This is a genomic window from Kitasatospora sp. NPDC059817 (genome assembly GCF_042731835.1).
Taxonomy (GTDB): Bacteria; Actinomycetota; Actinomycetes; order Streptomycetales; family Streptomycetaceae; genus Kitasatospora.
Window position 1 is genome coordinate 50,278 of the sequence record NZ_JBHWIR010000019.1, and the last position, 12,289, is coordinate 62,566.

Consider the following 12,289-nt stretch of genomic DNA (forward strand, 5'->3'; position numbering starts at 1 on the left):
GCGGGCCGCCCCCCCCCCCCCCCGGCCGGGGGGGGGGGGGGCGGGGGGGGCGCGCCCCCCCCCCTCTCCGCATCCCCCTCCTCAACTCCCGGACGGGTGCTCCCGGTTGTCGGGCAGGGCGGGGAAGGCGCGGACCGCGGGGGTGACGGTCACGCCGAGTGCGATCAGCAGGAACGCCGCCGCACAGCTCAGGACGGTGGGCACGGCGTGCACCGTCTCCAGCAGCAGCCCGCACAGCAGCGGGCCGAGCGCCGCGCCGGCGCCCATCGAGACCCCGATCAGGCCGGCCAGCCGGCCGCGCATCTCATCGGGGGTGACCATCATCTGATGACCCGCCACCAGGGCGGTGGCGGTGGGTGCGAGGAACGCGGCCGCGCCCAGCACCAGCCCGGACGGCCAGCCGGTCGGCACCACCGCGAGCAGCGGCACCAGCACGGCGGTGGCCCAGGTCAGCACCATGAGCGCCGTGAACGGCGAGAGCGAGCGGCGCAGCCGCCCGGCCGCCAGCGCACCCGACACGCCGCCCGCGCCGACCAGGGCGCCGATGGCGCCGATCTCGGCACCGGACCGCCCGTCCTGCTGGGCCATCACCACCACGGCGATCAGCAGGCCGCTGAACACCAGGTTGAAGGCGGTGCCGAACAGCACAGTGGCCCGCACCGCCGGGTTGCCGCGCAGCCAGCGCAGCCCCGACGCCATCGCCTGCAACGTCCCCTCGGGCCGGTCCGCACCCTCACCCTCGCCCTCGCCCTCGCCCTCGGGCGACGACACCGGTGCGGGCGGCGGCGCCGGCAGCCGCAGGAACAGCAGCGTGACGAAGGCGATCGCCGAGGTCACCGCCTGGGCGACGAACGGCAGCAACCGCTGGACGCCGTACAGGAATCCGCCGATCCCCGGGCCCACGATGGTCGCGAGGTAGTAGCGGGCGGTGTTGCGGGTCACGGCGTCGGCGAGTTGCGAGGACGGCACGACGCTCGGCAGCAGCGCCTGGTCGGCGGTGCCGAACAGCGAGGTGCACACCCCTTCGACCACCGCCACCACCACGATGGCCGCCAGCGGCGCGTGCCCGATCGCCACCAGCAGCGCGAGCACGCCCAGCGCCGCGGCCCGCCCGAACTCCGAGACCAGCATCAGCGTCTTGCGGCTGACCCGGTCGGCCAGCGCCCCCGAGGGCAGCGCCGCGAGCGCCCGCGACCCGGCGATCGCGAACTCGGCCAGCGAGGCCTCGAAGGCGGAGCCGCCGAGCCCGAGCACCAGCAGCGGGTACGCGATCAGCGTGCCCTGCGCCCCCAGCTGGGAGACCATGTTCGCGGTCCACAGCACGTTGTACTCGCGGTTGCGGGACAGCGGCGGCGGGCCCGGCTCCGCGGCCACGGCGGCATCGGCCGTCGTACTGCCCGAGGTCACTGCGGCGGGGTCGGCAGCGCCACCGCGGGCGCCGACGTCCGCTCCACCGGGCGGAGTTCGGACCACGCGTGCGCCCCGGCCATGCTGACGAACAGGTCACGCGGCGGCACGAAGGGGGCCCGCCCGTGCGCCACGCTGATGTTGTCCACGATCAGGACCTCACCGGTGTGCACGTTGACGTCGATCTGCTGCGCCCGGTACGCGGCCTGGAGCTGCCGGACGACCTCGTCCGGGATCTCGCTGCCGTCCGCGTAGAAGGTGTTGGTGGGCATCCCCCACGGGCCGTACTCCTCCAGCAGGAAGTCGGCGACGTCCTCGCGCAGGGTGCGGGCGTGGAAGAAGGTCAGGTGGTTGAACCAGGAGCGGACGCCGGTCTCCGGGTGGGTGGCGACGGCCCAGCGGAGCTGACGCGTCCGCAGGTGGTTGCGCTCCAGCCACTCCAGCTCGATGCTGTTGGCGTCGCAGTAGGCCTTGACCTCGTCCGGGTCGCTGGTGCCGAACGCCTCCTGCCAGGAAAGGCCCAGGCCGGGGCGGAAGTTGCGGACGAGCAGGTAGCCCTCGCGCTCGAACCGCTCGGCGGTCTCCCGGGGCAGCCCGGCGTGCAGGGCGCGGCAGTCGGCCAGCAGGCTGGCGCCGCCGTCCGGCGACTCCTGGCGGCAGAAGAAGAACAGGTAGCGCGGGACGTTCAGGTTGTACGACTGCTCGGTGTGGAGGAAGATCTCCTCGGTCGCCGGGTGGTCGGTGGCCGTGAACACCCCGGGGTGCAGCTCGGTGCGCGGCGAGGAGCGCTCGGTGTAGTCGAGCGGCCGGCCGACGACGGCGTTGACGAAGGTGTCCAGCTCCGGCCACTCCTGCCAGTCGAAGCCGCTGAGCACGACCGCGCCGTGCTCGGTGATCCGCCGGCGGATGAACTCCCCCTGCTCCTTGCCGAGGTCGACCAGCCGGTTCCCCGCGGTCTCGGCGGTGATCCCGAGGACCAGTCCGTCGTGCCGCGCTTCGGTCGAGATGCTGATGGCGGTTGTCACGGAGTGACTCCCTTCTGCGGGCTGCGGGCGCGAAGCCGCTCGGCAGCGGTGTCGAGGGTCTGGAGTGGACGGTTGAAGGCGATCCGGACGTAGCGCTCGCCATCGGCCGGATCGACGAAGAACGAGGTGCCCGGCGCCACCAGCACACCGGTCTCGGCGAGCAGCGTGCGGATGAAGCGCGGACTGGGCTCGTCGGTCAGCCCGTCGATCCGGGCCAGCACGTAGCAGCCGCCGGCCGGGGGCGTGAAGTCGAAGCCGGCGTCCCGCAGCAGGGCCACCGTCCGGTCGCGCCGCTCGCGCATCCCCGCCGCGTGGTCCCAGCGCTCCGGCAGCAGCAGGTCCGCGTTGGCGGCGGCGTGCTGGAGCGCGGCCGCCGCGCCGCCGGTGGTGGCCACGTGCACCTTGCGCAGCAGGGCGGTGAGCTCCGGCGCCGCGCGCAGGAAGCCGAGCCGCCAGCCGCTGATCGCATGGCTCTTGGAGAGGCTGCCGACCACCACGGACCGGTCGGCCAGGCCCTCGATCTCGGCGACCGAGCGGTAGCCGGCCGACTCGTAGACGTACCCGGCGTACACCTCGTCCGAGATCACCACGGTGCCCCAGCGCCGGCACAGCTCGGCGAGCAGGTCGAGGGTGCCGCGCTCCAGGACGACGCCGGTCGGGTTGGCCGGGCTGTTCACGATGACGGCGCGGGTGCGCGGTCCGAAGGCCGCGGCCAGCTCGTCCGGGTCGACGCTCCAGTCGGGCTCCCGCAGCCGGACCGGGCGCGGGCGGGCGCCGGTGAGGGCGATGGCGCTGAGGAAGTTCTCGTAGAAGGGCTCGAACACGATCACCTCGTCGCCGGGGTCGACGAACGAGAGCAGGGCGACGGCCAGCCCCTCGCTGCCGCCGACGGTGACGGTGATCTCGGAGCCCGGGTCGGGGGCGCCGGGCAGGGCCGCGGCGATCCGCTCGCGCAGCAGCGCCAGCCCGGCCGGGTCCTGGTACTGGTGGACGCCGGCCCGCAGCGCGGCCACCGCCGCCTCGACCAGCCCGGGCGGCGTGTCGGGGTAGGCCGGGGTGCCGACCGCGAGGTCGACGGTGTCCGGCGGCAGCCCCTCCAGCAGCAGCGCGGCCAGCCCCCCGCCGGGCAGTCCGGCGACCCGCTCGGCGCCCAGGGCGCGGCGGGCCGGGGTGTCATGGTGCGTGGTGGCGCTCATCGGCTCACTCCCGCGGCGTCGGTCCGCAGCCGCTGTTCGGTCTGGAGCGGCGCTTCGCCCTGGAGCCGCTGTTCGGCCAGGTCGAAGGCGCCGCGCGGGATCTCGGGCAGCCAGGACGGGCGGCCCGCCTCGTACGCCTCGATGTCCCCGGTCCTGAGCAGGGTCTCCGCGATCACGTCCTGCCCTTCGAGCAGCCGGGCCCGGGCCCGCGCGTCGACCGTGAACGGGTGCTCGCCGCCCGGCCGGCGCAGCAGGCCGGCCCGCAGGTCCACGGTGAGCCGCAGGCCCTCGGCGGACTCCGCGAGGTCCATCAGCTCCTCGACCACGGGCGTCGGCAGGTCGACCGGGACGAGCCCGTTGTTGAGGGCGTTGCGGCGGAAGATGTCGCCGAAGCCGGTGGCGACGACGGCGCGGAACCCCCAGTCGCGCAGCGCCCAGACGGCGTGCTCGCGGGAGCTGCCGATGCCGAAGTCCCGGCCGGCCAGCAGGACCGTCGCGCCCGCGTGGCGCGGCTGCTCCAGGACGAAGCCGTCCTCGGCGCGCCAGCGGGCGAACAGCGCGTCCTCGTAGCCGCTCTTGGTGACCCGCTTGCAGAACTCCGCGGGCAGGATCTGGTCGGTGTCGACGTCGTCGCGGCGCAGGGCGACCGCGCGACCGTGGTGTTCGACGAAGGGTTCCATACTCAGCTGTCCTCTCTCCGGCCGGGCCGGCGCTGTCAGGCCAGGTCGGCCGGGGCCGCGAGCCGCCCGGCCACCGCCGTCGCGGCGGCGACCGCGGGCGACACCAGGTGGGTGCGGGCCCGCGCCCCTTGGCGGCCTTCGAAGTTACGGTTCGAGGTGGAGGCGCAGCGCTCGACACCCTCAAGACGGTCGGTGTTCATCCCCAGGCACATCGAGCAGCCGGGCAGCCGCCACTCGGCGCCGGCGGCCGCGAAGACCTCGTGCAGCCCCTCCGCCTCGGCCTCGGCCCGCACCTGCATCGAGCCGGGGACGACCAGCATCCGGGTGCCGGCGGCGACGGTGCGCCCGCGCAGCACCCCGGCCGCGGAGCGCAGGTCCTCGATCCGGCCGTTGGTGCAGGAGCCGACGAAGACGACGTCGATCGCGAGGTCCCGCATCGAGGTTCCGGGCCGCAGGCCCATGTAGGCCAGCGCCTTCTGCGCGGAGGCGCGTTCGAGCGGGTCGGCGAAGGTCTGCGGGTCGGGCACGGCGGCGGCGAGCGGCACGGTCTGGGCGGGGTTGGTGCCCCAGGTGACGAGCGGGGTGAGCCCGCCCACGTCGAGCACGACCGTCCGGTCGAACACGGCGCCGGGGTCGGTGGCCAGGGTCGACCAGTCGGCGACGGCGGCGTCCCAGTCCGCCCCGGCGGGGGCGTGCGGACGGCCGCGCAGGTACTCCAGGGTGGTCTCGTCGGGTGCGACGATCCCGGCCCGGGCGCCGGCCTCGATGCTCATGTTGCAGAGCGTCATCCGGGCCTCCATGGAGAGCCCGCGCACCGCGTCGCCCCGGTACTCGATGAGGTGGCCCTGCGCCCCGTTGGCCCCGATCCGGGCGATCAGCGCGAGGATCATCTCCTTCGCCCCGACCTCCGGGGGGAGTTGGCCGGTGAACTCGACGGCCAGGGTGCGCGGCCGGCCGATCTCCAGGCACTGGGTGGCCAGGACGTGCTCCACGTCGCTGGTGCCGATGCCGAAGGCGAGCGCGCCGAACGCGCCGTGCGTGGCGGTGTGGCTGTCCCCGCAGACGATCGTCATGCCGGGCTGCACCAGGCCGAGTTCGGGCCCGACGACGTGCACGATCCCCTGCCGCCGGTGGCCGACCGAGTAGAGCTCGACGCCCTGTTCGGCGCAGTTGCGGCGCAGCGTGTCCAGTTGGACCAGGCTGACCGGGTCGAGCACCGCGGTCGCCGTGGTGGCGACGTTGTGGTCCTCCAGCGCCAGGGTCAGCCCCGGCCGCCGGACGCTGCGGCCGGCCAGCCGCAGCCCGTCGAAGGCCTGCGGGGAGGTGGCCTCGTGGGTGAGGTGGAGGTCGATGTAGAGGAGGTCCGGTCCGCCGGGCCGGGACGCCACGACGTGGCGCTCCCACAGCTTCTCCGCGAGTGTCCGTGCTGGGCCCATCGTCGTCCCTCTCTCCCCTGCGCTGTCCGTGCACTACGGCCTTGGGGCGGAACCCCGGCCACCGCATGCCGTCCCGGCCGTACGGACCTCAGCCTCCATGGCGCCACCCGCCGCCCACCACGTCTTTAAGCCGGTGCGAAAACGCCCAGCACAGGCGATCACGTGCACGAAGAAAGGTGCAGAGAACTGCACCTCGGATCGGAAGTAAGCCCCCATGAAATCGGCGGCGCCCGGGTTCAGGATGGAGTCATCGAAGGCGGAACCAACGCCGGGACGACGGGCAGAAGATCATCGGATCCCACGGGACCCAGGGAGGAAGCATGTACCCGATGCGCAGGAGCCACGGGGCCGAACCCGGACACCGGCGGAGCAGGACGGTCGTGCTGACCCTGGCCGCCGTCCTCCTGGTCGGCGCCGGAACGTCCGCCTGCCAGGTCAGTACCAAGGCCGCCGACCGGATCGAGCTGTGCGCGAAGATCTTCGGCAAGACCTTCACCGATCCGTTCCCGGACAACGTGGAGGAGGCCCGCAAGAAGATGCGGGCACGGGCCGACGAGCTCGACGGGCTGGCCAAGCAGGCCGGGGACGACAAGCTCCGCAATGCGATCCAGTCGACCGCCGACAAGATGCGCAACGCCGACATCCGCGAGAAGGGTGCGGTGCGCACCGTGGTCGGATACATCGGTGAGCAGAACGACCGCATCAAGGAACTGCGCCAGACCTGCCTCGACCACCACGACTACCCGTGATGACTGGGCTTCCGAACCAGCGTCACCGTTGAGGCTCCCAGCGAGCGCACGGTGACCACAGACCGGAATCGGTGAACAGGGCACTAACAGTTCCCCCACCGATTCCCTTGGCCGGGCCCCTCGTTGGGTCCCCCGTCTTCCGGGGGGCCCGGCCGTAAATCTCCCCGTACCAATACAAGCCAGGAGCAGTCATGCCCGATTCGAGCGGCTGGAAGCCCACTAAGGAACGCCCGATGTGGCCCTGGGTCGTCCTCGCGGTGGTCGCCGTTGGCGTTCTGATCAACGTGCTTATCACGATCTGACGAGCAGATCGAATCCGCGCCTGAGGAACTTCCGCGCTCTTGGCAGGTAGGCCGAGAGCGCGGACCCACGTCCGGCGCGACTCCGGCCCCACAGACCCCTCTCACCCCACCCGCCCCACGGGTCACACGACCCGTCAGGGGGCGGCCGAACCGAGTCGAGTCCGCTATCCGGATCAGGTGCAGAGAACTGCACCTTCGAACTGGCGAAGACTCGACTGTCACCCCCCTAAAGCGCCACGTAGCGTAGTCGGTACGGGAACGGGCATGGCCATGTCGAACTTGCGGTCACGCACGATCGACCATCCACCTCACCGTGGATCCCGGCTCCCGACCCGCCTACATCAACGGCATTCATGGGGGACTCGTGCCACGTCTGCACTTCACGTCGGCAAGCCTGTTGAGAACGCGTATCATGCCGACCCCGGACTGGGTCAGCGAATCACTCTTCGCCCTGGACCTGCTCTCTTCCCGGCACCGCCAGGCGAAACGCCGGCTCCGATGGCATAAAACCCGTCCCGTCGGACCGGCCCGCCGGCTGGGTCCCACCCACCGGCTCGGCTCCACCCAGCGGCTCGTCGAACTCGCCCGGACCATCCGCCCGTTCCCCGACATGGACACCATGGTCCGGCGCGCCCGGCACTCCGGGAACGGCGCCGACCTGCGCCTGCTCCGGGACCTGGAGTCCTTCTACCGCATCATGGTCGCCCCGCACTGGGACGTGATCTCCCTCACCGTTCAGAGCGACCGGAAGAAGCGGCTGGAAATCCTCCAGGACTGCGGCGCCCGCAGCCTGCTGAGCACTCTTCACCCGACCGTCCGGCTCTCCACCTGCTCGCTGGAGATACCCGGACAGAACGAGGACGTGCAACTGGAGGAGGTCGGGCTGACCATTGCGCCGTCCTACTTCCTGGCACCCGATTCCCCGGTCCTGGTGGACGACCACACCATTGCCGACGGACCGACGCTCTTCTACCCCATTCTCCCCGACGGACCGAACTGTGCGACCGAGGGCGTGATCGAAGCGGCAGCGATGCCGGCCTGAGACCGATGACCTCCGATCGCGACAGCATCGGAACTTCAAGGGGGAAAACAGCAATGCGACGCATATTCTTCAGTCCGGCGAGCCTGGCCAAAGTATCGTCGGCCGCCCATCTGGATCCGATGAGAGAGGCGCTGTGCGCCCTCGAAACCTTCGCGACGGGCGGCGGAGGCCCCGTCTTCCATTCCTGGCGACGCCGGGTCGCGGGTGAACGGGACGGCCGGGCGCTGGCCGAACTCGCCCGCACCGTCCGCCCTTTCCCGGATCTCTACCGAATTCTCGAAAATTCCTCCACGGCCGGATCCGGGAACGAATTCCGACCGCGGGTCCTGCGCGATCTGGAGACATTCCACCGGATCGCCGTGGAGCCGTACTGGAACCAGGTGTCGACCCTGCTCGAAGTCGACCGGAACGCCCGGGCCCAGATCATGATGAGCGGCGGCGTCGACCAGTTGCTCAGCACCCTGCACCCGGCGATCCGCTGGCGCCCCCCGGTGCTGGAGGTCCCCGGGACGGGGCACGACATCAAACTGGAGTCGACCGGCCTGGAGATAGCGCCGTCGCTGTTCCTGTTCTCCCGGTCTCCGATCCTGGTCGAACAGCAGGGCGACCGGCCCCTGCTGCTGCTCTACCCGATCCCCGTCCCGCGCGACCGGGAGAACCTGTGGGACCCGGCGCCCGACGGCGACCAGGCCCTGGGCGCCCTGCTGGGGCGCACCCGGGCGGCCGTCCTCCAGGTGCTGACGACCACCTGCACCACCACCGAGGTCGGCGAGCTGGTGGGCATCTCCACCGCCGCCGCGAGCCAGCACACCGCCGTCCTGCGGGCGGCCGGCCTTATCACCACCCTGCGCTCGCTCAACAAAGTGCACCACACCCTGACCCCCCTGGGCGGGGCGCTTCTTCGTGGGGATCCACTCGTCTGACAATTCGCCCTATACCGACGATTCCCGAAGTAACGAACCCGCAACACGCCCCGAGGAGCGATCTGGATCCGACACGGATGGTCTAGGAAAGTGCACCATACATACGGATGCGGGCAGCATGGCCTAAACCCATTACGAGCGAGTAGGTTCTGGGCATGCACGCACGATGCCTTGTCGCCGCACGCATCATTTACGGAAGCCTGGGAGCGGATTCATGATGGGAGGTGGACCAGCTGAGCGGGAAGCCGCCCCAGACTGTGCCGTCACGCTGGAAAACGTGTCGAAAATCCACCCGGGCACGAACGGTCCCACAGCGGTCCTGCGCGAGTTCTCACTCGGCGTACGAAAAGGCCGCTTCTGTGCCGTCATGGGAGACGAACGCGCCAGCACCACAGCACTCCTGGAGTGCATGGCCGGCGTCACCACCCCGTCCACCGGAACGGTCCACTGGGCCGACGGTGGACGGGGTTCCGTCGGTGCACTCTGGGGCCAACACGAGCCCGTCCACCCGAATGTGACGGTTCGTGAATTCGTCGACCCGGGCGTTTCCGCACTCGGCCGCCGCCAGGCCTGGCAGATCAGCCGGGTCACCCGACTGTGGCTCTGGCGGCGGCCGCTCCGGAGACTGGGCCGGGTCCAGCAGCACAACGCCATGCTGGCCCGGCTGCTGGCCGGCTCCCCCCGCCTGCTGCTGGTCGACACCCCCGGCCACGACGACTCGCCCGAACTCGCCCGCGCCATCGGCGCCTCACTCCGCCGCGCGGTCCGCGCCCTCGACCTCACGGCGGTCCTCGTCACCACCGACCCGGAAGCCGCCGCGTGCGCGGACAGCGTCGTCTTCCTCCACCACGGCCGCCTCGCCGACGCCCTCGGCCCCTCCACCCCCGCCGAGATCGCCGACTGCCTCCAGCACCTCCGAAGAGGCTCGACCACCTGATCCGCCCGCCTTCCCCGGCGCCCCTCTCCCAGGGCGCCCCCGGCGCCCCTTCCCCGGCGCCCCTCGCCCTCCCCGGCGCCCCCCGGTCAAGCGGTGCACAGCGCTTCCCCAGTCGCGGCTCCCGCGCCCCGTACGCCCTCCCGCGCACCGCGCCGGCGCATCCCGGACCGCCGCCCGCCGCACCCGCCGCCGCCGCCGCCGCGGGGCAGTGCGGCGGCAACGTCGCCGACTCCACCACCTCCGGCACGTGGGAGCTGCGCGACCCCGACGGGCCGAACCCCGCGAAGATCGGCGTGGTGACCTTCTGCACCACCGCCTCCCCCGGCGTCACCGGCGACGGCGTGGCCGCCATCCACCACTGCGTCGGCCAGCCCGTCTGCAACCCCACGGCCGCCGACCCGGCCGAGAAGCTCTTCCAGATCGTCGGCGACGTCCAGCTCCAACCGGTCTGCGCGGACGGCGGCTTCGGCGCCCTGAGCACCCTGAGCGCCCTGAGCGTCATCAACGGCTTCTCCGCCGACCGCTGAGGACCGGCCACCGCGCACCGATCGCCGAGGACGGACCGCCCGACCGCCGAGGACCGACGCCGAAAGATCCCCGAGCCCCTTCCGGAAGAAGGGACTCGGGGATCCTCGGACCGGCCGGCCCGACACCGGCGGTCAGTTCGGGGCACCGCCTGCGCGGTCAGGCCGGCTCGACCGGCTCCGGGTTCCGGGAGGCGGCCAGGGTGCGGCTGAACGCGGCGAGGGTGGCGGCGACAGCCAGCAGACCGACCACGACCGCGAGGTTGCGCCCGAGGTCGGCGAGGTCGCGCGGCAGCGCCCAGTAGTAGGGCGCGGGGAGCATGACCGCCCAGGGGAGGGCGGCCAGCGCCACGCCGACGGCGCGCGGCCGGTCGGGCCGGCGGGCGGCGAAGTGGACGAAGAAGGCGATCGCCATCACCACGGCGGGCCAGGCCGACGACGCGTCGAGCAGCATCTGGGTGCTGCGCGGGAAGATGACCTCGGAGTAGTCCTCCAACTCGCGCCAGGGCCAGGCGAGGACGAGCGCGCTCATCGGCAGCACGATGGCACCCGCCGCGACGACCGTCCCGACCCGGGCGCGGACGCGCTGGTCGACGCCGTCGGGCGGGGCGATGAGCAGCGGCACCCCGAGCAGGAGCCAGAGGGGCAGCTGGTAGAGGGACAGGAAGAGCACCCCGGCCGGGTGGACGAAATAGCCGACCGCGGCGCCGATCCGGACGAGGACGCCGACCAGCACCAGGACGCGGGCGGCGCCCCAGTGCCCGAGGCCGGCGCCGAGCAGCGCGAGGAGCCAGGGGACGGTCTGCACCACGCCCACCGCGGACGCGGCCGTGGTGTGCAGGCCCATCAGTTCGGAGTGCGGCTCCCTGATGAAGAGGCCCATCAGCAGCTGGACGAAGGCCAGCGCCGCCCCGCCGGCCAGCAGGTACGGCGCGGCGCCGGCGAGCGCCCGGCCCGCGGGGTCTCCGGAGCTGAGCCGGGTCCGCAGCCGGGCGGCGTGCGCGGCCAGGGTGACCCATTCGCGCAGCACGGTGCGCCGGTCGGCGCCCTCGACGGACTCGGCGAAGACGGCGGCGATCTCCTCGCCGTGCGAGGCCCGGTAGGCGGCGGGGTAGATGCCGATCAACGGGAGCCTGCCGGGCAGCGCCCCGGCCTGCTGCGCGGTCATGCCGCACCGCCGCTCAGCCGGAGCGCCCCGAGGCGCGGACCCCGCCCGAGCGCGAGCCTGCGCTCGGCCTCGACGACTCCGGCCCGCAGCCGCGCCGTCTCCGCACCCAGGACGTCCCGGCCGTCCTCGGTGAGGGCGAAGGTGCGCCGCATCCGGCCACCGACGACCTCCTCGTGGTCGATCCGGATCAGCCCCTGCTGGAGGAGCCGGTCCAGCGCGGTGTAGAGCGTGCCGGTGAGCAACTTGGTCCGGCCGTCGGAGATGGCCAGGACTTCCTGGACGATCGCGTAGCCGTGCCGCGGGGCATCGGCGAGCGCGGTGAGCACGAGCCGGGTCGGCTCCTGTAGTTGACGGTTAGCCATGGCCGTGAGCATAGATCAATGGCAAACATATGTCGATGATTTAGCTATCGGCCCGCTCCGCCCCCGTACCCGGCGGCCGCCGGAGCCGGCAGGCGCACGGTGAACACCGACCCCGCGCCGGGGCTGCTGGCCGCGTGGACGCCGCCGCCGTGGAGCTCGGCGAGCTTGCGGACGATGGCGAGGCCCAGACCGCTGCCGCCGCTCTGCCGGTTGCGGGACTTGTCGGCCCGCCAGAAGCGCTCGAACACCAACGGCAGGTCCGCCTCGGCGATGCCGCCGCCGGTGTCGGCGACCTCGATCAGCAGGGCGTCGGCCTCCGGGCGGGTCCGCAGGGTGACCGTGCCGCCCGCCGGGGTGTGCCGGACGGCGTTGGCGACCAGGTTGCCCACCAACTGCCGCAGGCGCACCGGGTCGGCGGACACTTCGCACCCGGCCCTGGGCGTGGAGGGGGGGTGGGGGTGCCCGGGGCCGCCCCCCGGCGCGGCCCCCGGGGGCGGGGCGGGGGGGGGCGGGGGGCGCCCCGGGCGGGCGTGCCCCG

General features: G+C 72.7%; 13 protein-coding genes. 5 read left to right on the top strand and 8 right to left on the bottom strand.

Features of this window, described 5'->3' with window-relative positions; genetic code table 11:
- Window positions 1–81: 81 nt before the first annotated feature.
- From ACFV61_RS06965 to leuC, 5 genes are read right to left on the bottom strand one after another with little or no spacing between them, the layout of a single operon-like run.
- Window positions 82–1,407, bottom strand: a complete 1,326-nt coding sequence (locus tag ACFV61_RS06965; RefSeq protein ID WP_380490501.1) for an MFS transporter — start codon at window positions 1,405–1,407, stop codon at window positions 82–84.
- A complete protein-coding gene (locus tag ACFV61_RS06970; protein WP_063349705.1) occupies window positions 1,404–2,432 on the bottom strand; it encodes a TauD/TfdA family dioxygenase in 1,029 nt (342 codons plus the stop codon). The genes ACFV61_RS06965 and ACFV61_RS06970 overlap by 4 nt, the downstream gene beginning before the upstream one ends.
- Window positions 2,429–3,628 (bottom strand): pyridoxal phosphate-dependent aminotransferase, encoded by a 1,200-nt coding sequence (locus ACFV61_RS06975; RefSeq protein WP_380490503.1) that lies wholly within the window; start codon window positions 3,626–3,628, stop codon window positions 2,429–2,431. The genes ACFV61_RS06970 and ACFV61_RS06975 overlap by 4 nt, the downstream gene beginning before the upstream one ends.
- Window positions 3,625–4,308: a 3-isopropylmalate dehydratase small subunit gene (gene leuD / locus ACFV61_RS06980; protein ID WP_363375500.1), complete on the bottom strand. Its 684-nt coding sequence runs from the start codon at window positions 4,306–4,308 to the stop codon at window positions 3,625–3,627. The genes ACFV61_RS06975 and leuD overlap by 4 nt, the downstream gene beginning before the upstream one ends.
- A gap of 35 nt (window positions 4,309–4,343) precedes the next feature.
- A complete protein-coding gene (gene leuC / locus ACFV61_RS06985; protein ID WP_380338220.1) occupies window positions 4,344–5,744 on the bottom strand; it encodes a 3-isopropylmalate dehydratase large subunit in 1,401 nt (466 codons plus the stop codon).
- Between the two features lie 329 nt (window positions 5,745–6,073).
- On the opposite strand from leuC, the gene ACFV61_RS06990 reads away from it, so the two are divergent.
- From ACFV61_RS06990 to ACFV61_RS07010, 5 genes are all read left to right on the top strand, one after another.
- Window positions 6,074–6,493 (top strand): hypothetical protein, encoded by a 420-nt coding sequence (locus ACFV61_RS06990; RefSeq protein ID WP_159398537.1) that lies wholly within the window; start codon window positions 6,074–6,076, stop codon window positions 6,491–6,493.
- A 714-nt stretch (window positions 6,494–7,207) separates the two neighbouring features.
- Window positions 7,208–7,837, top strand: a complete 630-nt coding sequence (locus ACFV61_RS06995) for a hypothetical protein (RefSeq protein ID WP_063349701.1) — start codon at window positions 7,208–7,210, stop codon at window positions 7,835–7,837.
- A gap of 119 nt (window positions 7,838–7,956) precedes the next feature.
- A complete protein-coding gene (locus tag ACFV61_RS07000) occupies window positions 7,957–8,760 on the top strand; it encodes a helix-turn-helix transcriptional regulator (RefSeq protein ID WP_159398536.1) in 804 nt (267 codons plus the stop codon).
- Window positions 8,761–8,977: 217 nt separating this feature from the next.
- Window positions 8,978–9,697: an ATP-binding cassette domain-containing protein gene (locus ACFV61_RS07005; RefSeq protein WP_363375544.1), complete on the top strand. Its 720-nt coding sequence runs from the start codon at window positions 8,978–8,980 to the stop codon at window positions 9,695–9,697.
- A 296-nt stretch (window positions 9,698–9,993) separates the two neighbouring features.
- A complete protein-coding gene (locus ACFV61_RS07010) occupies window positions 9,994–10,224 on the top strand; it encodes a hypothetical protein (RefSeq protein WP_380490505.1) in 231 nt (76 codons plus the stop codon).
- A gap of 157 nt (window positions 10,225–10,381) precedes the next feature.
- On the opposite strand, the gene ACFV61_RS07015 is transcribed toward ACFV61_RS07010, so the two are convergent.
- From ACFV61_RS07015 to ACFV61_RS07025, 3 genes are all read right to left on the bottom strand, one after another.
- A complete protein-coding gene (locus ACFV61_RS07015) occupies window positions 10,382–11,389 on the bottom strand; it encodes a hypothetical protein (RefSeq protein WP_380481152.1) in 1,008 nt (335 codons plus the stop codon).
- A complete protein-coding gene (locus ACFV61_RS07020) occupies window positions 11,386–11,751 on the bottom strand; it encodes a PadR family transcriptional regulator (RefSeq protein ID WP_063351477.1) in 366 nt (121 codons plus the stop codon). Before ACFV61_RS07020 ends, ACFV61_RS07015 begins: the two co-directional genes overlap by 4 nt.
- A gap of 44 nt (window positions 11,752–11,795) precedes the next feature.
- A partial coding sequence (locus ACFV61_RS07025) for a sensor histidine kinase (protein ID WP_380490507.1) occupies window positions 11,796–12,289 on the bottom strand: 494 nt, incomplete at its 5' end.

What these genes read in the sequence shown, in the direction of transcription:
- ACFV61_RS06975 (WP_380490503.1), bottom strand. Translation starts at nt 3,628, where the DNA reads ATGAGCGCCACCACGCACCATGACACCCCGGCCCGCCGCGCCCTGGGC.
- leuD (WP_363375500.1), bottom strand. Translation starts at nt 4,308, where the DNA reads ATGGAACCCTTCGTCGAACACCACGGTCGCGCGGTCGCCCTGCGCCGC.
- leuC (WP_380338220.1), bottom strand. Translation starts at nt 5,744, where the DNA reads ATGGGCCCAGCACGGACACTCGCGGAGAAGCTGTGGGAGCGCCACGTC.
- ACFV61_RS06990 (WP_159398537.1), top strand. Translation starts at nt 6,074, where the DNA reads ATGCGCAGGAGCCACGGGGCCGAACCCGGACACCGGCGGAGCAGGACG.
- ACFV61_RS06995 (WP_063349701.1), top strand. Translation starts at nt 7,208, where the DNA reads ATGCCGACCCCGGACTGGGTCAGCGAATCACTCTTCGCCCTGGACCTG.
- ACFV61_RS07000 (WP_159398536.1), top strand. Translation starts at nt 7,957, where the DNA reads ATGAGAGAGGCGCTGTGCGCCCTCGAAACCTTCGCGACGGGCGGCGGA.
- ACFV61_RS07005 (WP_363375544.1), top strand. Translation starts at nt 8,978, where the DNA reads ATGGGAGGTGGACCAGCTGAGCGGGAAGCCGCCCCAGACTGTGCCGTC.
- ACFV61_RS07015 (WP_380481152.1), bottom strand. Translation starts at nt 11,389, where the DNA reads ATGACCGCGCAGCAGGCCGGGGCGCTGCCCGGCAGGCTCCCGTTGATC.
- ACFV61_RS07020 (WP_063351477.1), bottom strand. Translation starts at nt 11,751, where the DNA reads ATGGCTAACCGTCAACTACAGGAGCCGACCCGGCTCGTGCTCACCGCG.